Here is a 21,107-nt window from a genome sequence, read left to right as displayed (position 1 = left end):
TTTATTTTAAAAGCTCATGAAAATTAAGAAAGATAGGCAGAAGAGTTACTGACAAAGGTAGAGTTTTTAGGATGTTTTTCCTCAGACCAGTTCCAACCTGCGATCGCAAATAAAGTCCACCAATAGAAAAACAGAGTTGTGTGACTCCAAATATTCTCAGTAATCATTCCTACAGAAGTGGCTAGCAAAATGGCAAGCATAACCAATATCAGTTCGTTTTGAGCGCTTCCACGGTGGGTACTTCGGAATAATTGGACAAGACGTATAGCCTGACTGCCCAGAAAGATGAGGAATAGGGAAAGGCCTACAACCCCTTGTTCTGTTAAAGCTCGCACATAATCGTTATGAGCCATGTTATGCAAGACAGTTAAGAAGGAACATGTCGCTATACCCGTACCAAAGATGGGATAATTCTCCCAAGCCTGTAGTAGAAAAGTCCATTGAGCAATTCGCCAGTTAAAACTATTGTTGTCTCCTTGTGATAAGAGAATTGCTCGCCATCTATCCATATTTGGATTAAGTAGCGGTGTTTGAGAAATCGAGCCAAGGCGCTCTTGTCCGAAATCTGAACTGGTGAACAGCCCAAAGACAATCGTAAACAATAGCAACCCACCTAACAGGTTAATAATGTTTAATTTAGGTGCAATCAAAACCAGAAGAAAAACGGCAAGCATCACCAAGGTAAACAGGGACTTGGTTCCGACAAAGAGAAAGGCAAGTAATCCTAGTAAAAGCAGCCAAGGCCAGCGCCGCTGTGACTGATTTAGCTTCCACCAAGTTAGACCAATAAACAGCAATAGAAAAGTTCCGAAGGTATTGGCAAGACCAAGAGTTCCTCTAATGCGAGATTCGCCTTCTGATGGCAGTGATCCCATCTCCTCGCCACCACCCGACAGGAAAGAAGGGATGAGTGAAGGCACAAACATCTGCATCAACGCTACCGTAATGGGCAAGACCAGAGCAAGGAACAGCATGGAAATAATGGTTTTGGGAGGAAGCTTGTCCTTAAGCTGCATCACCAGTAAATAAACCATTACCCATGAAAACAGTCGCACCCACTCACGAATGCCGTATGGCAAATATGATCCATCTAAAGCCAGCGCTCCCAACGGCATGAGTATTATCCACAAGGTTTGTAGCGCTACCCAACCTGCAAAGAACCACCAAAACTTGTCAGTCTGTACAGTCCGTCCCGTTAATAACAGCACAACTACATATAGTATAGTCAGAGCGTCTAGTCCAAGGGCAAACGCAGCTGGTATTTGCTGAACCGAGAAAGGATCGAGAGAACTACGCAAGATCAACAAACCCAATACAGTTTGCTCAAAGCTCGTAAAAAATGAGATAACCGTCGCCACTCCAACCAAAGCGACTGCTAGCAAAAGGGGCTGAATGCCTGCGAGTAACCCTACAATAATACCAATTCCAACACCTAACACTCCTACCGAAAGTGCTAGATAAGAGAAGCGGTTTTTGTGGTGATTACTGACCATTTTTGAACCCCTTTGATAACATAGATATCTGATTTCTTACAGAATGATTCAGAGGAGTTTCCAGATAAGGTAAATGCTTCTTGGGACTGGATTTAGCTTGGGAATCTTTTCGAGGATAGGGGCTGGACTTTCTAGTCTGATTTTTTATGCCATTGACAACTACTCCTAGAATAGATATGCGATTTTCTGTTAATTCTGCTACAGACTGTTGTAATACCCCCTTAATGGTAAAACTTGGACGTGTAACTATAAGGACTCCATCACTTTCCTGGCTCAATGTAGCGGCATCAGCGAAAGTGCTGGTCGGGGGAGTATCTATAATAACTAAATCATATTTTGTTGCAGCTTCTGCTATCAGAGACTTGATTGCAGCTGACTCTAGCAATTGTGATGGACGCGTATGCAGTTCCCCACAAGTCAATACCGACAGGTTTTTAATATCTGTTCGCTGTACGGCTTCTAATAAAGTTTTATTGCCGTTAATTACCTCAGTAATCCCAGAATTGGCAGCTAAATCAAACAGCCTGTGCTGCACAGGTTTATGCAAATCTGCATCAATAATTAATGTTCGCCGAGATAACATGGCTGAGACGGCAGCTAAGTGGGAAACTACCACTGATTTTCCCTCTCCGGAGACGCTGCTGCTAACAACAATGACCCTTGGCTTATGAGTACTACGAAACTCTAACGTTTTCAAAAGCATACGATAAGGCTCAACCAAGGCAACATCATCCAAGAATTGTTCAGATGGTTCAAGATTAAGCATCGTCACAGGCAAAGGCGGCAATACTCCAAGCATTGGTAGCTTGAGCAATTCTTCTACTTCTGAGCCATCATGTAGCCTGTTATCCATCAGTTCCAGCAGCAGCACAACCCCAATGGCTAAAATAGCCCCAAAGAAAGTGGCAATCACCAGCACAGCTGCTTTTTTCGGTGAAGTAGGCGATGTTGGCGGTTGCGCTTTATCTATAATTCGGATATTGCTGACCTTCTGGGCTTCAGCAATACGTGCTTCTTCTAATTTGCTTTGGAGCATATTTAGGGAGGTCGCAGCCTGTTGGCGTTGACTAATAAGCGCGCTCAGTGGTAGCTCTTTAATTGGTAGTTGTGCAAGGCGAGTCTGGAGATTAGCTTGGAGAGATTGGACAGATTTGAGCTTTTTTTCAATTGCCAAGCGCTCAATCTCATTAACTATCAGCTTGGAGCTGAGTTCTTGACTAAGTGAATCGGATGCGATCTTACTAGGGGAGATAGTTTCATTCCGGGGTGACACACGAGCCAATTCTTGAGTGTACAAAGTGCGAATAGAATCTCGTTGCTCAATCAGCTTGATGACAGTAGGATGGTTTTCTGTAAAGCGCAAACGAGTTTGGATGATTTGTGTCTCTAAATCTGCTAACTTGGCGCGTAAATTTTTGACCTGTTCATCTTGACCACTGCGTACAGATGCATAAGCATTATTTATGGTTTTAGCATCAGTAATTTGCCGCAGGGATATGTCACGAGACTTTGCCTCTTGCAGTTGGGCAACTAAAGTGCGCTCCTGATCTTCTAAATTCGCTAAACTGAGTACCAAACTTTTCGTTTGGTCATCAATAGAAATAATGCCACTTTTTTGCCTATATCTGTTTTCAGCAATTTCTGCTCTTTGTAGTTTTTGGCGAGCTAATGGTACTTCTTTTTGTAAAAATTCGCGTACTTTGGTAGCCTCTGAACTGATAGCTTTAGCATTTTCCTCAACCATTGTCTGGGAGATAGCATTCAGTAGTTCAGCTGCGAAATTTGAGTCTCTACCTTCATAGGTTAGTTCTAGAATATTAGTAGCAGGAAGAATTTTTACCTTTAACCCTCTGCTGATTTCTGAAACTGTGAGTTGGTTTTGAGGTAAATCATTTTTGACTTGTACTATTGCTTTTTCTAAAACAGGTTGTGACTTAACAAACTCTGCTTGGTCAGCTAGTGGGCTAGGTCCACCAGCTGTACCTGAAGGTACTTGTGTCAGGTCGCGACCTAATTCGGAAATGCTCACCCGTTTCTCATCAAGCATCAGTCGTGCTGAAGTTTCATACGAATGTGGGGTAACCGCAAGGTAGACAACTGAAGTGCCGATCGCGGCAATAAAAGTAGCTAAGGCAGGTAAACTTCGCCGCTTTGAGATTGCTAGTAAGGATGAGATGCCTTTTTCCATCACAAATGCCTTTGTCGACTTAGTATGCACATAACTAAAGGATACTTAGAGAAAGCTTTACACTCCGCCATAATAACTGATATGTATGACGTTTTGTATAAATATATCAATTGTAGTTTTTAATTATTGATGAACTAGTTGCTCCTTTCTTTTCTGAAATTAAACAAACAGTGCCTAGTTTTTGCTGGTAGACTCAATAACTCTACTGTTGCTCAAGCTCATAATTCTTGATGGCTCCGGTAATTTCAAAAGTGTAGAATACAGTTTTAGATGTTCAGTAGTAATATATCCCCAGTTATAATTCATCTGTACATACATTTGTGAATTTCGAGCCATTACTGCTAATTGTTGGGGGTGATGAATTGCCCAGTCTAAAGAATTAATGCACGATGCTAAATTTCCCGCTTCAAAAAGAACTCCCCGTTCCCGATTAATCAATTGCTGGTGAGGTGGGATGTCGCTCGCTAGTATTGGTATACCTTCTTGCATAGCTTCTAACATGGACAGAGGTAGTCCTTCCAAATCTGAAGGCAAAACAAATAACCCTGCGCCTCGGACAATCTCCCAAAGGCGAGATCCTCGGAGTTCATTGGCAAAGATAATATCTCGATTATTAGCAACTTTTCCTAATAGGTTTGAGGTAAAAGATTTAGTATCACTAACGCCTCCAACTAAAACAAGTTTCCATCCAGATGATTTGAGAGATGAAAAGGCATCAATGAGCAAATCAGGACGCTTTTCTGGTACTAATCTGCCCAAAAATAAAATATAGCGTCCCTGCTGTAAACCTAATTGCTTACCGTAGGAAAAATGGGGGTCTGATTCACCGTAGCTGGCAGGAGCATTGGGAATGTAGACTGTTTCTCTATCATATGTTTTCCAAAAGTAAGTTTGCAATGCTTCTGATACAGCAATTATTCTATCAGCGTCACGGACTGCGCTCTTCTCTCCCATTTGAATTAAACGGGTAGAAAAATTGCCCCACTTTGCACGTTGCCAGTCTAACCCATGACAGGTAACGATAATCTTTGCAGAGTTAATAATTCTAGGTAAAAAAGTAAACAAAGATGGGCCTAAAGCATGGAAGTGAACAATATTGTAGTCTTTTGCAATAGACGCGATCGCTCCCAGTGCTGAAGTGGCAAAAGCATCTACCCCTCTAAAATCCACACTGGGTAAAGATATAACTCGAACGCCCTCATAGTTATAATTTTCAAGCCAAGAACCTTGAGTATAGGAGGAACGGGCGAATAAATCTACAGAGTGGCCTTGTGCAACTATCCTGGGATAAAGTTCCGCACAATAATGCTCAATTCCACCCTGCTTTGGAGGTAGACCTTTTGCACCGATTACAGCAATTTTCATAGTCAAGATTTACGCTCAAAAAAGGTGTACAATCTGATACTGAATACATCTTTAATGTTGTTTTATGGGCTTAGTTCAATATCATTAATTTTCTTCAATCAGTCTTTGTATTTGGCTTAAGTGCTAATTCCTACAACTAACTAATAGCTAGAAAATTTCGCTTCTCCCAGCGAGTAAACATGTTGCTGTAAACATCCCTCACAACAGTACGCGCAGCATAAGGCTGTGCTGTACGCACACAGGATACACTTGGGTAGTTTTCTGGATGTAGTATTACTTGGTGCAAAGCATTTGCTAAACACTCTGGCGATCGCACCTCACAAACAACTCCATTGTCAGCCGTTAGTAATTTTGGAGTTTCACCACACCTAGTTGTAACTACTGGTGTTCCACTGGCAAGTGCTTCTAGAACTACTAAAGGTAGACCTTCGTAGGCACTGCTAAGGATAAAAGCATTACTAATCCTATGTAACTTCGCTAGTTCCTCTATTGGAATTGCTCCTAGCATAGTCACCCGACTAGATAATTCCAACTGAGCGATTTCTGTACGTACTGCTGTTGCTAATTCTCCATCACCCGCGATTAATAAGTGAATATGTGGTTCCTTTAAAGCTGCGATCGCACGTACTAACAAAATTGGATCTTTTTGGGGATGTAGCCGACCAGCGAAGAGGATAAAACGTGTTTCCTCGCTCAAACCGAGTCTTTTCGCTAGTTCATGTCTTTGTGCTTCCCGTTCCGCTTGACTTAAGGGGTAGAAAATCTCGTTATCAAATGAATTGTTGATATATTTAACACGATCTCCCATGCTGGGATAACGCTGTCTATACAATTGTGCCGAATCTGTATTACATGAGAAAACCTGGCTAAACTGTCGAACTAGCAAGCTTTCTAAAGCAAAATATGCTGCGGGAAATCGGCGCCATAAAATCGCATTTTTATCACCTGCTGCCTTAGTCTGCGAGTGAATATCGTTATGAATAAACAGGGTTTTCTCTCCCTGCCAATTCAGAGCAGCTAGGCTTGGTTCCAGCCGATGAAAGTGCATAAAGTCCGAGGTGAAATTACGCCCTAGCAGTGCCGCAGTATACTTGATTGTGGTTGGTACTAAACTTCTAAAATTATCATTTTCCAAGGTAAATAGTGGTAAAAAGCTAATTTCTCTACCTGCCAATTCTGCTTCTTGCCACTTACCAACTGGTTGGTTGTGATCGCTTCCTGTCCCTACTAGTCGCACTTCAAATTCATTGGGAGCGTATTTAATAAATGTATTAATAAGTGTTTGTATTCCTCCAATAGTAGAGTGCCAAGGATTAAACTGGTAAAAAATAGTTAAAACAGGTTTATGCATGACTTATATAATCTCAGCATAACTCGCCAAGATTCTTGTAACTGTTTACTATGTAAAAATCTTTGCTAATTAAGCTTTTATTTTTACGTTCAAGATACTAAGCGTTTTACTAAATAGTTAAGTATCTTTACTCCTATAGCATCCTCTGAAAGCTCAAATAGTAATACTATCTATAGATACCGTCCTAGGCAAATATATAGTTATCCACCAAGTTATCCGCTTGGATACTATACTTATATGTATCAATAATACTTTAATTATAAGGCTAAATACTTAATATTAATCGTTGGAGCTAATACAAATTGTGGCAGTTAAGCCTAAATGGGGTTTTGCGATCGCCCAAGTAAATACACTTCCAGTTTAATACCTAGTAAATCGGCACGAGAAAACCAAACTATGTAAAGATAAATAAATACGGAGAATGCATCTACTGAGGTAACTGAGATACGGGTATTCGTTTAAGGGTATTTCTGATTTGTGAACAAGATAAAACCTTATTAAACCTGAAAACTGCGGATTTACCACAAAAATTGGTCAAGATTGCATCAATGCAGATAGCATCCTGGAGGGTGAAATAAAAGTATCCACTCAGCTATCCACCTAGTTACATCTGGTTTCTAAATATTTACTTTCTACGGAGTATATATTTGCCAATATAGCGGTATACAATTGTATGAAATATGAACAGATGTACTGTAGTCGTTGACATATCGAAGTGAAAAGTTACCTACAAGACTCTAAGCTGATTCTAAATATTCAGCGAGGCAGTAGCAACAATGAGTAAACTAGTTATAAATATCTAGCAATACCTCTGCCAATTTACGAGGTTACAGCCTCGGTAGAGCTGGGGAGTATGCTTTCATTGCTTAGATATTTAGGTCATGTTCAGTCTATACTACATCTGAGTGCATCTCACTCAACTGAAAACCGCTATATGCTAAAAATAGCAGATTTATACCGATATAAAAGATGACAAAAGTAAATCTTAGAATTTCTCTTTCTCTTATACGTAAATCATATTTTAGACTCTTCAAATGAATGAAATTATATTAACTGAAAATGAAACCCTGAGGCTCCAAGCCTTGCACCAATATAACATTTTAGACACTATTTATGAAGCTGCCTTCGATGATCTCACCCGTTTAGCGGCACAAATCTGTGGTACTCCCATAGCTTTAATCAGTTTAGTTGATGAATCCCGTCAATGGTTCAAATCAAAAGTCGGATTAGACAGTGAATCAAGCTCCCGCGATCTTGCATTCTGTGCCCACGCGATTTTACAGCCCCATGAAACTTTGATTATTTCAGATACACTACTTGATCCGCGTTTCGCTACCAACCCATTAGTAACTTCCGACCCTTGTATTCGGTTTTATGCTGGTGCGCCCCTGATAACACCGGAAGGATATGCTTTAGGAACACTCTGTGTGATAGACCATGTACCACGACAGATGAACTCAGAACAACTGGAAGCATTGCAAGCGTTAAGCCGTCAAGTCATGGCTCAAATGGAATTAAAGCGTAATATATACAACTTAGAACGTATAACTAATAATAAACATAAACAGATTGAATACCTAATTTCTGCCCTTTCCCACGATTTACGTACTCCTTTGCTAGGTACTCGTGGCACTCTGTACGCAATGCTAGGTGGAGCTTTTGGTTCTGTGAGCGACACTTGGAGAGATGTGCTAGAAGATTGCCGCCAAGCTAACGAAGACCTCTTGAAGTTTGTCGAAGCTTTGTTAAATGTATCTCGCTACAAAATCGAAGTTTCTAAAACCTTTAAGTGCGAAATTATTAACTGGAAAACCATTTTTGTCGAAACTATTCTCCGCAGCAATTGTACTTGCAAACAAAAGTCTGCAATTAGATATAAAATTGCTTCTTCTCTGCCAATTGTATATGGTAATGCTCTTGAGATTCAACGAGTTATACAGATAATACTTGATAATGCTGTAAAAGTTAATAATCCAGACCAGGAAATTACTCTTGAGGTAGCATTGTTTGGAGTTGAGAAAGTAAAAATATCAGTGCGATCCAATGCCTGGGAAATTGCTCCTTTAGACAACGAAAGTCTTTTTGGCACCTTTATTCAAGGACGTGGTCGGAATAATATAGATAAGCTAGGTCTCTACTTATGCTTTCAAATTGTAGAGGCTCACAAAGGCACTATCAACATAGAAAGTACTGTCGAGGATACTACATTTTGGTTTACCTTACCTGTCACTTATTAAAACGACCCTATTTTTACTTGTCGGTTAAGTATTTATTCAATTATTTCAAACCATACTAAAACTACGCTTAAAGCATTCAGCGTTAAAAACATGCAGTAAATATCGTCGCCAACTATTTTGTTGTATTGGTAAAGGTAGGGTGCTGCAAGTCTTTCCAGCCTTATACCATTTCACTAAAAATCTGATACAGATGCAAAGCTTGAAAGCATTGCTGTATCTAAGTTTTTTAATTGCGTTAGCGTAGCGGAGCGTTCGCTTTTAGCGTCTCCAAGAGTTGCCCATTGTGAATTGGTATTACTTGCTTTTGATTCTGTAACAATCACACTAACAATTTCAATGTGATTAACTGTGATTGATTTAGGTATTTTTCAAGCTAATTTTGATAAAATGAGGGCACAATTATACTAATGGTTTTGTGAAATGGGCGAGACCATTCTTTTTTACCATCAAACTGTACTTCATAAATAGATGTTTAATAACTGCACAGTTACTGTTAATAAGCTTCATTTTTTTTGAGAAGGTCTTTTACTTTAAATCCCTTTACCTGTAACACTTTTACAATTCTTGCCGCCCTTTCAAGAAATCTTATATAAGATGTATTAATTTTATGTATCATGTTATTATTAAAAGCAAAGAATGTCAGTATAAATCTAACTACAAAGCAAAGAATGTCACCACAATTTAACTGCATCATTTAATACAATAAATAAGTTGTTAACACCGAAAATTAGAAAATATAAAGGATATTGATATCTAATGTATAAACAGTTAAGGCTTTTGGATAACAACATTGAAAATTTAATATCAGTAAAGCTGTTGCAGTTCTATAGTCTAGAAATTTAATTAGTATGCTAGGTGACTGTAATTAAGGTGGTGGAGATATTAAATAGTGATAGCTATTAGCTTGATAAATTTTCTAATTCATTCATCTAGGAAAGGTAATTTTTTAACTCCTCTCCATACTAGTATTTTAATACTAGTGTTGTTTTTATTTGGACAGCAAGCCTTTAACCTCTTGATAGCACACTTAAATAAAGAAGCATGTGCCCGGGTAACCCATACTTTATTGGTAGAGCAAGAAGGAGAACGTCTACTCAATGCTGTGATAGATAATCAAGAAGAAGGTTTTCTAGAAAATTCTGGTCAGGGACAAAGCAATCCTATAGATTATGGTAAGGAAAAGCCCCGTTTCGACAACAGCTTCAACCATCTGTATAATCTTGTACAAGACAACCCTGCTCAAATAAAGCAACTCGATAAAATTAGATATATCTATAACCAGTGGCAAATGGAATTGAAGCAAAAAGCGTTTTCTGGTTCTGTCAGCAACTCTGCTCTAGCAAAAAGCATTTTATTTGATTCCTTGCACAACGAGATTGAGAAACTGATTCAGCGCGAAGAGATGCTTTTGAGGGTTCGGAAAAATCGTGTACAGCACTTGAATGATATTAACACTGCGATAAACATTTTCAACACATTAGTCATTTTGTTTGGAGCGGTTTTAAATCTCCAGTTGTTGCATCGGCGTGTCAAGCTTCCATTAGACAAATTGACACAAGTTAGTAAACTTTGGCAAGCGGGACAAATGGAAGTGCAACTGTGCTACTCTTCTAGAGATGAAATCGGGGAACTAGCTGGAGTTCTGAACGCGATCGCTGATGAGACTCGTCACCGTCAAGAAACCATTGAGGTGCGTAACCAACAGCTTGAAGACATGATATCTGCACTTTCTCACGACCTCCGTGTTCCTTTACTTGCCACTCGTAATACCCTAGACTGTATGAGCAGAGGAGCTTTTGGCCCAGTAAATGAAACTTGGAAGGAAGTTTTTGAAGAGTACCATGAAGCTAATGAGGATCTGCTTAAGCTTGTAGAACTCCTCTTAGATATCTCCCGTTATGAAGCACGCAGCGCTTGTTTAATGTGCGATCGCCTGAATTGGGAAAAGATTTTAATTAAAGTAATTAATCAGGTAAAAGCAATATCTACAAATGAGCTAGCCTTCATTTGTAAAATTTCTCAATTGCTGCCAACTGTCTACGGTGATGAATTAGAAATTCAACGGGTTTTACAAAACTTACTTGATAACGCTGTGCGGGTAAGTAAGCCTAAAGGGGAAATTGTTCTTGAAATAGCGCCTTATGGAGAGGACGAAGTAAAGATTTCGGTGCGTGATTACGGTTCAGGAATTACGCCGCAAGCTCAGGAAAAGCTGTTCCACCGCTTTATTCAAGGACGAAAGCATCGTGGAAAAAGTGGGCTTGGTCTATATTTATGTCGTCAAATTATTGAGGCTCACGGAGGAAACATTGGTGTCGAAAGCTCTCTTGGAGAGGGAAGTACTTTCTGGTTTACTCTCCCAAGTGCCATAAATAACGTTAATTGCAGATATGAACATAATATAACCAGATGTAACAGGAATAATGCCTAAGATTGACGAAGACAAAACTGTGCGTGTTCTATTAGTTGATGATCACGCTTTAATCCGCCGAGGAATGAAAGGACAATTTAGCCTTGAACCTGGTTTTAGTATAGTTGGAGAAGCATTAGATGGTGGACAGGCTGTTGAATTAGCTAGCCAACTGCAACCAGATTTAGTCTTAATGGATATTGATCTGCCAGTTATGGATGGGATTACAGCTACTCAGCAGATAAAAAGTAGCTGTTTGAACACTTGTGTTCTAGCCTTAAGTGCCTTTGACGAAGATACCCAGGTCATGGGAATGCTTGCAGCTGGTGCTGATGGTTACTGCCTTAAAACCATTGAGTGGGAACAGCTCATCGCCGTCATTCAATTGATACTTCAAGGTGGTGCTTATTTAGATCCTCTAATAGCTCAAAAAGTTGCTCGGATGCTTAGGTCAACGGCTGTCACTCCCGATGTTCCTGTATCTAAAGTAATAGCGGAACCGATTCTCAGTAATCGTGAACGCGAGATTCTTAAACTTATTGCACAAGGCCACTCAAACCAGCAGATTGCAAACCAACTCTACCTCTCACTTGGAACCGTCAAGTCTTATGTACGTATGGTTCTCAACAAACTGAGCGTTGATGATCGTGTCCAAGCAGCAGCTTTAGCTGTACGCCAAGGGTTGATTTAAGCTTAGAGAAATTTATGTAAACAGGCAGATAATTCTGTAAAAGTGGTAGCCGCCATTGGTGAGATGTCATTCATAAGTTGTTCTGACCACAAAATGTAAGGCTGAAGTAGTTGATGCTGGAATTTCTCAGGTATGGGCAAGCATAGCACTAATACATGAGGTGCAAACAAAGCTATCTCTTCAAGTGTGGGAATAGAGTAATATGGCAAAACTTCTGCATTTTGTTTTAGGCAATGACTGCTGACACGCTGCACGGTAGTGACATTGCTACCAATAACCATAATTCTTGGTCTTTCCATATAATTTATGAACCTATCCGACTAATAATATTTGGGTTACAAAGCTTAAGTTTATTGAAAAGTTAAAACTAAAAATTCAGGTTTTCAAGAGCATTTTGCAAAAAGAAATAGGGATTTTTAGAATATTGAAATAATTTTATCTACTTACGACTTATCTGCAAGTGCTAAATGCTTACCCTTCAATGGTTTTACTATTTACAAAGGAAGTAAAATTATAAGCAATTAATTGACATGAAAATAAGATATTGAGCGAATAAGTGGGACTAAATCATCCGTTAAAGTGTAAAAATAGAAAACAATCTATTTTTTCATAAAAACTCAAGTATTAAAACATAAAAAGCATGAGTGATTAAGTCACCATCTAACAAGTCCATAGACTACTATTATTAGTTGACTATATTGATGATAAGATAAACAAATTTTCTCACTCACCAATTGAAATATTTTGAATTACCATGTCATGCGTTTAACACTAATTCTGTTAATAGCTTATAAATTTGCCCATTTTATAGCTTTTACAAAATTAAACATACATGGGTTTTATCATGCCTACTTAATTATGAAATTTAAACTATCTGTATGCTACAGCCAAGCGGATAGTTAACTGGATAATTTTATTCCTCATTAGGATACTGTATAAAAAATAAATTAAGTAGCCATAAGATAGTATTTTATGATGGTATTTGCGTATGAAAGTATATGTAGGCTTCGCTAAGTCTTTACTTAACAACGATTTAAACTTTGAAGTCACCACCAAGACTGATTAAAAGCCAGAGCGAACGCAGGGATTTCTGAAACCCATGTTGGATAAGGATATTATCCTAAAAATAGGCTAAATTAAAAAACTCCGAAACCCTTGCTATTAAAGAATCTTTATACTTTAGACGCGTTTCCCCTGGATTAAAAACTGCTTGTGACAATACTTAAGCGATATTTGGGTTAATTATGTTGAAACGCTATATATAGTGCATTACGCACCTCTGATGTTTTTTAGCTAATTAATTAAATTTATAAAACTTATGACTCTAACACAAGAAAGTCAACTGATCGTGATTCAACCTCAGCAACGCTTAGATTCAAAACATAGTAATACCTTAACAGAACAGCTATCTAGCTTAGTAGCTCACCCCAAACATCTTTGGGTAATTGATCTAGTCAAAGTAGATTTTATGGATAGTTCGGGTTTAGCCGCTTTACTTAAGGGGATTTCAGCTATACGTTCAAGTGGTTGTCGTTTGGTAATTTGCAATCTGCAAGCACCTGTTCGGATGATCTTTGAACTGACTCAGATGGATTCAGTGTTTGAAATTTATGAAAATTATGATGCCGTCGTAACGATGTTTAATGCTCAACTATGAAGTATTTATTGCTACGCTACTGCAAATATTTTAAATAATAGATTAGAGATTAGCTGGTTACATATTTATTTGCTGAACCTGTTAAACAATCCCATTTTTACTTTTAAAAACTATTGAAATAAGGAAATGTGTAGACGATTGAGTTCGTAAATTTATTTACCGAAACTGTAATTACTATGTCTAATACCTCTACTTCCAACCGTTTTCAGATGCCAGTTATAGATGATCTCCATAATGCTGCTCAAGCTGAACTTCCAGTTCATCCCTCTGTAATCAGTAAAGCCAAGCGGATGATTGACATCTTGGGTGCTATTGTAGGGCTATCAATTACAGTAGTGCTAGCAATTCCTATTGCGATCGCTATTAAGTTAGATAGCCCGGGTTCTATCTTTTACAGTCAAATTCGCTGTGGTTTGAATGGGCGTTACTTCCGAATTTGGAAATTCCGCACGATGTCAGTTGGAGCTGATCAAATTAAGCATCTAGTTAAGAATGAAGCTCAAAGCGATCAGATATTCAAAAATGAGAATGATCCCCGTATTACCTGTATAGGAAGGTTTCTCCGCCGCACTAGCTTAGACGAACTTCCTCAGTTTTGGAACGTACTAGTGGGGGAAATGAGTCTAGTTGGTACTCGCCCTCCCACTCCCAATGAAGTGATACACTACTCAAAACATCACTGGAAAAGATTGAATGTCAAACCAGGTATAACTGGTGAATGGCAGGCTCATGGTCGCTCCAGTATTAAAGACTTTGAAGATATTGTTCACATGGACTTAGACTATCAACGTAAGTGGTCTATCATTTATGATATTAGTCTAATCTTAAAAACTTTAAAAGTTGTGTCAAATAAGACTGGTGCTTGCTAACATACCAAAATTTTCAGGAGAATCAAATAATTTATTTGGTAATTGATCGGACTAAATTGCAGCGAAAAATTTGATGATTATTAGTTTAATTTATGGTAAAATGACTATCCAAATATATTGAAAATTTTTACCTAGATTGGAAAATAGTAATTTTGAGGAGCAATCAAAAGTATTTTCTCAAGCATTAGGATTATTCAAAAAATATCAGACTGTTGTACAGGACTGTATCATCATGATGGACTGCAACGAGAAGTGAGCATCGCTTTCTGGTGGAATCCCACAAACCAACGCTCACGGCAGGAATTGGAATTGAACTTAATTTTGAAGTGGCACAGTCCATACTGTCAATTCTGGCGTTGCATTGTTGCGGGATTTATTGCGAATTGCGAATTGGATTTATGCAACGCCCTAATTCTCAAGATTGCAGCACTCCACCTTTGGTTCAGTTGCAAAATTATTCAAACCCACAGCTTTCAACAGCGCCGTCCAAGAAGTATCTTGCGAATTGGTGCGACGCAATTCACTAGCAGCACTCAGCGCTTCGTACCAAATACCATTAGCCGCATAAAGATTCACTTGCTGATTTGGTGTTGCTTTTTCCAATTGAGTTTTCAAAGTAGGCTTTAGTTGCTCCCGTTTTACATAGCCTTCAACATTAGCAATAATTTGGTTATCCTTCTGGCAGTAGATGTTAAAATACCATCGATATTGCTTGCCAATCTCTAAAGGTGCTGCAATTGAAGGCAAGCGAAGGTTTACTATTCCTGGTGTCCCCGTTAAAGCAGTTTTGTAAGTAGTCTGATGTTCTGCTTCATCTTCTAGGACAAACTCTCCAGATGCAAAGTCTGATGCATAAGGAACATAGAATACGAAACTAGGATGGTCTCTGATCGTTGTGCCAAACACCAATTCCGAGTTTGAATAAACAGGTACTAAAGCTGTGAGCCGCTTTTGAGAAGAAGTCAGGAGCTTATTTATATCCTGACCACAGCCACGACTACCTGCTTCTGTTCGCTTACCTGGTTCCCCGATGCCTTTTGGTGGAGGCGGGGCTGCGAAAATCAATGATTGATTTAATTGTCTGTTAGATGCAGGCTGTGCCTGCACATCTATAGAGCTAAAGAATGTTAAACTAACAGCGAGAAAAATTTGAATCTTTTGCACATATAACTTCATTTTTATTTATGCCTCAAGTTCTGCTTTGTTGTGAAAATAGGTAAATTGCCACAGTACCGCCAGTAGCCACTAAAACCAAAGCTGACGGAACTAGGGGAACCCAAATCCCTTGGTAAAAGAGAATTAAGCAAAAAACGTATAAGACTCCAAGTACACCTCCTCCTGCCAATATTAAATATAGTCTTGACCGATCGCTTGGTGCGATCGCTACTGATCCAGCTACGACAAATGCACCTCCAACCACTGACCAACTCCAAACCCACAAAACTTCGCCCCAAACAGGCAAAACTGATATCAAAGGTCGCCCATCCATCACCGCACTCACTAGCTGACTCACCATTTGTGCTTGCAGAACCACCCCTGGTATTTCTTCGGAAAAACCCTGCCCAGTCATGTAGGGGGTAGGATTATAATCACGAAAGCTTTGGGCAGTAGTACCAATGAGAACAATTCGGTCTTTGACTTGTTCAGCGTTGACTTTACCGCTAAGAACATCTGTGAGTGTGACTTTAGGAGCAATTTCTCCAGGAGAACCTTGGAAAGATCGGTAATTGAGCAATATTTGGTAGCCCCCCGTATCCGCCTGTTGATAGCCACCCTTATGAGGCTGCAACCGCTTAAAAACAACTTTACCTAACTGCAAATCCCCAGAATCATTGTATTTGGCAGAGATACCTTTTGCCTCCAAGTAGTGGAATGCCAGTTGAGCATTAAGGGCATAGGGTGCCGTACAAGGGGAAGTTACGTCTGCTGGTTGCATTGCCAATAAATGACGACGCAGAACGTGGTCTGAGTCTGGGATAATATCACTAAATCCTTGACGTTCTAGCGGAACCCCCAAAGGAGCTGAAATTCCTGGACGTTCTTTTGTAAGTTCTTGAACTTTGCAAATTGCAAAAAGCTTGTCATCTGTTTTCAATCTACTTGCCAAAGAAGCTTGGTTGCGTTGTAATGGTTGATCGTGATAAATATCTAAACCAATGGCTTTGGGTTGGAAGTGTGCAAGTTTTTCCAAAAGTCTTGCTAGTGCTAGCTCCGAAAGCGACCCTCTTCTTTCCTTTTGTTCTGATAACTGAAAATCTTCTTCGGTGACAGTGACTATCAACAGGCGCGGATCTTGCTTTTCTTGAGGACGCGATCGCATTAATTGATCGTAAGCTTGTAACTCCCATGTTTGCAATCCTCCCATTTGCCGGACTCCCAGCACGCTGATGGTGAGCATCACACTCATTAGCAATCCCCTTGTGAGTAGGCCAATATTAGATTTAATTCGGGGCTTTGGCCAAGTCATCGTTATGGCAGCAGGATTTTCACAAATTATCGGTAACCAAGTTGCCCCAGGAAATTTGTCCTCTAATCCTTGCAGTTTTTCTCTGGCAGTGCGAACTGCAATATATAAAGATGCGCCTGAAGAAAAAGCTGCCAGAAAATGTTTTAAAAATGCTTGTGCCACAAGATCGGGCACAGGTTCCCGCATGACAATAATTTGGGGAATATGTAAATCTTGTAGTTCTCGCGCTAATCCCAATCCATCACAGGAGTTGAAAATTGCCAACTGTAACCCATTGGTGACGGCATTTCTCAGCGCATATTTCAAATCTGCAATTGTTAAACTATCTTGGTCATTAATATAAATGCGGCCAGTCTCACCTTCGCTTTTACTATGACCAGCGAAAAATAAAATGTTCCAAGGTTGGTTCCACAGTTGATCGTTAATCTGATCGCGTTGGGGCTGTGTCAAAAAGGTTGTGGTAGCATTGGGTAATTTTTTTAATAATTCGCAGTCTTTGTCCACATCAATACCAGTTTTATCGCCCAGAACCGCCAATATGTTGATTTTATGTCTGTAGGTAGATGTCTGCAATACAGTTCCTTGTTCTAACTCTGGAATGCTCAAAGCTATTTCGGCTTTGGTGTAGTCCCGATCGAGCAAATCCCATAGATGCCAAGGAAGTTTCTCTAGCTGCATAGAAGCAGTGCGAATCAGCACTCGCACTTCTTCATTGGGCATTAAGTGTTTCAGCCATTTTTCCCGAATCCGCCAAAATGACTCTGACTCTAGCCAGTGATTTAAGTGCGATCGCAACTCACAACCTTTGTTTTGACACTCATCACGCCGTTGGCTAATAGAACCATCGTAAATAATTTTTTTGGCTTTGAGGCGGCCACTTCCTAGACTACAATAAGTTGATCGCCACTCATCAATTGCTTTAGCTATTTCTAGATTGGGAGGTAAATGACCAGAGGTTTCTATGGTGGGACGCTTCCCATCTTCTCCAATCTCCAACGTTACCCGCACCCCTAACTCCAAATCGCCATCAAGCTTCAGAACAACTAACTTTCCCATTTGCAGCACCCCAATTGTTTTTCGCTTCAGATGAGAAAACTTTCTATCACGCTAATATTTCCCAAGACCAATTTAATACTAAAACGTTCTCCTACATCGCCACTAAACTGCAATTGAATATTCTTGTTACTGCTTCTAGTTTGCGCTTCCATAATAGATTCTCCCTCTACTCCTTCAAAGTCAATTACCATCAGTTGGAGATTTGGTGGTAGATAAATTTCTCCCCATGTAGGATGCACTTCTACGATAATATCTATTTCCTGCTCCTTCTCTTGAATGAAACCAACGACTAGAATTACAGATTGAATTATTCCTGTCTTTCCTAAATCAATCAGCTTACCCCTGCTAACAAAAGAACCATTAGCACTTCTTAGATTCCAATTTGGATTAGCACTTTGATAATTAAAGATAGTTTCAATTTCTTGCCAACCAGACTCAAAAATATTTTCTAACCATTGTTTGAGTTTAACTAAAGTCTTACTGTCAGTGGGCAATTGAGAAGCTAACTCAGCTTGCCTCACTTGAGTAAGCTCTTCTAAATACTCCAGTAGATTGTCCAAAGGTTGCAACTGGTTGATTGGTAACAAATCAGTTTGTACCTGCCTGACAAATCCCAGCAGTGTCGCTTCTCGAAATGATTTCTTTATCTGCACAGCCACATAGCCAATTCGATTTGACTGGACTTCAGGCGGTACGTAAATAAATTGTGCATCTTCAAACACTGGGCGACATTCTAACGATCCCAAATTTTTGAGCGACAAATCGGCTACATCCATAAGTGTTTGCTGTACAGGGTTCCAACTATCGCTTTTGCCTAAGTCTGTCTCAAATCCCATGTATTGTAGATAAGAGTTTACGAAAGACACAGACAAAGTATTGAGATGAACTTGTTCAGCTTTTTTTGGCGTGGCTTGTCGCCTACATAACTCTTCTGCTCGATGTCTTCCATCTGGCGGTATAGGCCCTGTAAATTTTAAAGGATCTGCCATTTTCTCCATATTTTTTGATTAGATGACTAAAGTTTCTTAAATATTAAATACATATATATTCTTGGAGTTTATCAGTAAACTTTTTTAGGCATCGTTGATAGAAACTATGTAGAGATGTGATTCCAATACCCCATTCTGCCGAAATCTCTTTCCAGGAAATTCCAGAGTATCTTCTTTTAGCTATAGCTTGAAAATTTGCTTCTGGATGACCTTTGATGTGTTCTTGGCAAAAAATAAACTCTGGATCAGATTCTATATATTCTATTATTTGTTCAGATAAAGACATTGGTTGAGATTGAGATGATGGGATATTTTCCAGATGAGAGTCTTCGAGATTTATTTCATTTCCTTTGCCGATAACCTTGGGAATAGCTTCTGGAAAAAAGCGTTTACTCAATAGCATATTTACCCAAGTTAGAACTTCGCCGCGTTCTGGATCATACTTTTTAATATTGTTATCTTGGCAAAGATAGAAAAATAAATTTTGTACTGCCTCATCATAAATATCTTCATAAACTAGTTGAAATTGGCCCTTATAAGGATGAATCAGTCTACCCGACTGCCAAATCGCATTCATCAGCCGTGTTAAAGCTACACGCTGTTCTTTGGTTGCGTATGGGTGTTGTTGGGCTTTGAGCGTTAATTCTTTAAGTTGTACATCTAGTTCTTTTCTCCAGCCGTTAGTCATAAAAGACCTCGAATTCAAACGCACCAACTTGCCAATCTGTATATATCTCTCATGTATGGATTGCGATTTTTACACAGACTAGCCACAATCGTTACAAAACTTTTCGCTCAGACATGAAAGAGATGTAAATAAGTATTAATACTGTTTAGTTAAGGAATACCTTGGTTTGGGAACTCCAAGAAATAAATTATCTAATCTTGTAAGGTGAGCATCTTGCCCGAACCGGATTAAATTAGTGAACAGTTAAGCTTATGAGCATTTATGTTGCATAAAAGCATGCTTGGAACTGCTTACTATAAACAAATCAACCTGGAAAAATGAATGGCGATTAGCTTAATCATTGGAAGCAGTCGCAGATTTGACCCTGAATGAAACACGCCACTTGTATTCGTCGGGGACTTTGACTCCCAACAGACAAATTAATTGATAACCGATAACTGTTGAGGTCTAGCCCTCAATCCCTAATTATTTTTTTTCCAATAATTATTCTCTATTTTGTGGCATAAATTTAGTTAATGCGGGTGATATGTATACAGCAGCATTGATCAACTAAGAAGTTCCTTATGACTAACTCCACCCACCAGCTAGACAATTCCGCTTTAACATTGCCGATTTCCCAATTAGCTCGGATAACTGCCGAGCAATTTGCTAACCAGCAGCCAAATTTTGAAAAAGCAGAGCAAGTTCGGCTGAATACCTTGGCTGTGTGGGTGGTAAATGACTACTTAGAAATGATGGATATTCCTACTAACCTCCAAGCTAGTGACAGCTGGAACCCAATTATGCGCCTCTGTGGGGATGTAGCTGATTTAGAAGTGCCCTCTATTGGTCGTCTGGAGTGTCGCCCTGTCCATTTGCATCAACAGATATGTTCCATTCCTCCAGAAACTTGGGAAGAACGGGTGGGTTATTTAGTAGTTCAATTTGATGAATCGCTCCAAGAAGCGAGGTTGCTTGGTTTTATTCCCAGTGTCAAAAATGAAACGTTGCCTTTAGCGCAATTGCAACCATTGGAAGCGTTTATAGACCACCTGGGCCAACTGCGCCAATCCCCAGCTAGTCCAATGGTGAATCTAAGTCAATGGTTTGCTGGTATATTTGAGACAGGTTGGCAGACTGTTGAATCTCTGTGGAACGTGCCAGAACTCAGACCAACTTATGCCTTTCGCAGTGTTGATACTATCGAATTAAATGCCCTTAACCGACCAGAATCAATTACTAAACGTGCAAAACTGATTGATTTGGGTATCCAAATTCTCAACCAACCTGTCATGTTGATTGTAGAAATCAGCCCAGAAAAGGATCAGCAAACCAGTATTCATCTCCAATTGCACGCCACTGGTAATCACATTTACTTGCCACCAGGAGTTCATCTCACCGTTTTAGATAGTTCGGGAACAGTATTTCTAGATGCTCAATCTAGAAAATTAGATAACTACATTCAGTTGCAGTTTCGCGGTGAACCTAGAGAACAATTTAGCGTTAAAATAGCCATAAATGATACTAGCATTACCGAATATTTTAGAATTTAAAACATCTAGCTATCTTCCCTTTTTGTCAATAATTTATTAAGTGGTAATTGGTTAATTAAAAATTCAAGCCAGCTTTTAAGGATTTTGAAAAAAATCTATAAATGCTTGTAGAGC

Annotated in this window: 15 protein-coding genes; 6 read left to right on the top strand and 9 right to left on the bottom strand. The window is 39.3% G+C overall.

Annotation, left to right across the window (positions count from 1 at the left end; genetic code table 11):
- Positions 1-23 precede the first annotated feature (23 nt).
- From RMZ43_RS07620 to RMZ43_RS07605, 4 genes are all read right to left on the bottom strand, one after another.
- Positions 24-1,493, bottom strand: coding sequence for an O-antigen ligase family protein (locus RMZ43_RS07620; RefSeq protein ID WP_322648888.1), 1,470 nt, complete (start codon positions 1,491-1,493; stop codon positions 24-26).
- Positions 1,483-3,681 (bottom strand): GumC family protein, encoded by a 2,199-nt coding sequence (locus tag RMZ43_RS07615; protein WP_322648889.1) that lies wholly within the window; start codon positions 3,679-3,681, stop codon positions 1,483-1,485. Before RMZ43_RS07615 ends, RMZ43_RS07620 begins: the two co-directional genes overlap by 11 nt.
- A 174-nt stretch (positions 3,682-3,855) precedes the next feature.
- On the bottom strand, positions 3,856-5,046 hold the full coding sequence (locus RMZ43_RS07610; RefSeq protein ID WP_322652642.1) for a glycosyltransferase family 4 protein: 1,191 nt from the start codon (positions 5,044-5,046) through the stop codon (positions 3,856-3,858).
- Positions 5,047-5,182: 136 nt separating this feature from the next.
- Entirely contained in the window at positions 5,183-6,397 is a 1,215-nt protein-coding gene (locus RMZ43_RS07605) for a glycosyltransferase family 4 protein (RefSeq protein WP_322648891.1), read from the bottom strand.
- Positions 6,398-7,431: 1,034 nt separating this feature from the next.
- Here RMZ43_RS07605 and RMZ43_RS07600 point away from each other — a divergent pair.
- The 3 genes from RMZ43_RS07600 to RMZ43_RS07590 all read left to right on the top strand — a co-directional run bounded on the left by RMZ43_RS07600 (position 7,432) and on the right by RMZ43_RS07590 (position 11,735).
- Positions 7,432-8,634, top strand: coding sequence for a GAF domain-containing sensor histidine kinase (locus RMZ43_RS07600; protein WP_322652643.1), 1,203 nt, complete (start codon positions 7,432-7,434; stop codon positions 8,632-8,634).
- A 979-nt stretch (positions 8,635-9,613) separates the two neighbouring features.
- Positions 9,614-11,065, top strand: coding sequence for an ATP-binding protein (locus tag RMZ43_RS07595; protein WP_322652644.1), 1,452 nt, complete (start codon positions 9,614-9,616; stop codon positions 11,063-11,065).
- Entirely contained in the window at positions 11,058-11,735 is a 678-nt protein-coding gene (locus RMZ43_RS07590) for a response regulator transcription factor (protein ID WP_322648894.1), read from the top strand. The genes RMZ43_RS07595 and RMZ43_RS07590 overlap by 8 nt, the downstream gene beginning before the upstream one ends.
- Before the next feature lie 2 nt (positions 11,736-11,737).
- Here the strand turns inward: RMZ43_RS07590 and RMZ43_RS07585 are convergent, their stop codons facing one another.
- Entirely contained in the window at positions 11,738-12,034 is a 297-nt protein-coding gene (locus tag RMZ43_RS07585; protein WP_322648895.1) for a hypothetical protein, read from the bottom strand.
- 1,019 nt (positions 12,035-13,053) lie between these two features.
- On the opposite strand from RMZ43_RS07585, the gene RMZ43_RS07580 reads away from it, so the two are divergent.
- Together RMZ43_RS07580 and RMZ43_RS07575 are read left to right on the top strand one after the other, a co-directional pair.
- Entirely contained in the window at positions 13,054-13,392 is a 339-nt protein-coding gene (locus tag RMZ43_RS07580) for an STAS domain-containing protein (protein ID WP_322648896.1), read from the top strand.
- Positions 13,393-13,601: 209 nt separating this feature from the next.
- On the top strand, positions 13,602-14,261 hold the full coding sequence (locus tag RMZ43_RS07575; RefSeq protein WP_322652680.1) for a sugar transferase: 660 nt from the start codon (positions 13,602-13,604) through the stop codon (positions 14,259-14,261).
- A 408-nt stretch (positions 14,262-14,669) separates the two neighbouring features.
- Here RMZ43_RS07575 and RMZ43_RS07570 read toward each other — a convergent pair whose 3' ends face one another.
- Genes RMZ43_RS07570 through RMZ43_RS07555 form a run of 4 tightly spaced genes read right to left on the bottom strand, consistent with a single transcriptional unit; the run spans position 14,670 to position 19,461 of the window.
- A complete protein-coding gene (locus RMZ43_RS07570) occupies positions 14,670-15,425 on the bottom strand; it encodes a DUF928 domain-containing protein (protein ID WP_322652645.1) in 756 nt (251 codons plus the stop codon).
- Positions 15,426-15,450: 25 nt separating this feature from the next.
- Entirely contained in the window at positions 15,451-17,784 is a 2,334-nt protein-coding gene (locus RMZ43_RS07565) for a CHASE2 domain-containing protein (protein WP_322652646.1), read from the bottom strand.
- A gap of 26 nt (positions 17,785-17,810) precedes the next feature.
- Entirely contained in the window at positions 17,811-18,773 is a 963-nt protein-coding gene (locus RMZ43_RS07560; protein WP_322648899.1) for a DUF1822 family protein, read from the bottom strand.
- 43 nt (positions 18,774-18,816) lie between these two features.
- A complete protein-coding gene (locus tag RMZ43_RS07555) occupies positions 18,817-19,461 on the bottom strand; it encodes a sigma-70 family RNA polymerase sigma factor (protein WP_322648900.1) in 645 nt (214 codons plus the stop codon).
- 563 nt (positions 19,462-20,024) lie between these two features.
- Between RMZ43_RS07555 and RMZ43_RS07550 the strand changes: the two genes are divergently transcribed.
- Complete coding sequence (locus RMZ43_RS07550) at positions 20,025-20,993, top strand: DUF1822 family protein (RefSeq protein WP_322648901.1); 969 nt, start codon at positions 20,025-20,027, stop codon at positions 20,991-20,993.
- The last annotated feature ends 114 nt before the right edge of the window (positions 20,994-21,107 follow it).

Origin of the sequence: Nostoc sp. CmiVER01 (assembly GCF_034531135.2) — a bacterium.
Taxonomy (GTDB): domain Bacteria; phylum Cyanobacteriota; class Cyanobacteriia; order Cyanobacteriales; family Nostocaceae; genus Nostoc.
The sequence above is the reverse complement of the archived record's forward strand: the minus strand, read 5'-3'. Positions and strand labels throughout refer to the sequence as shown.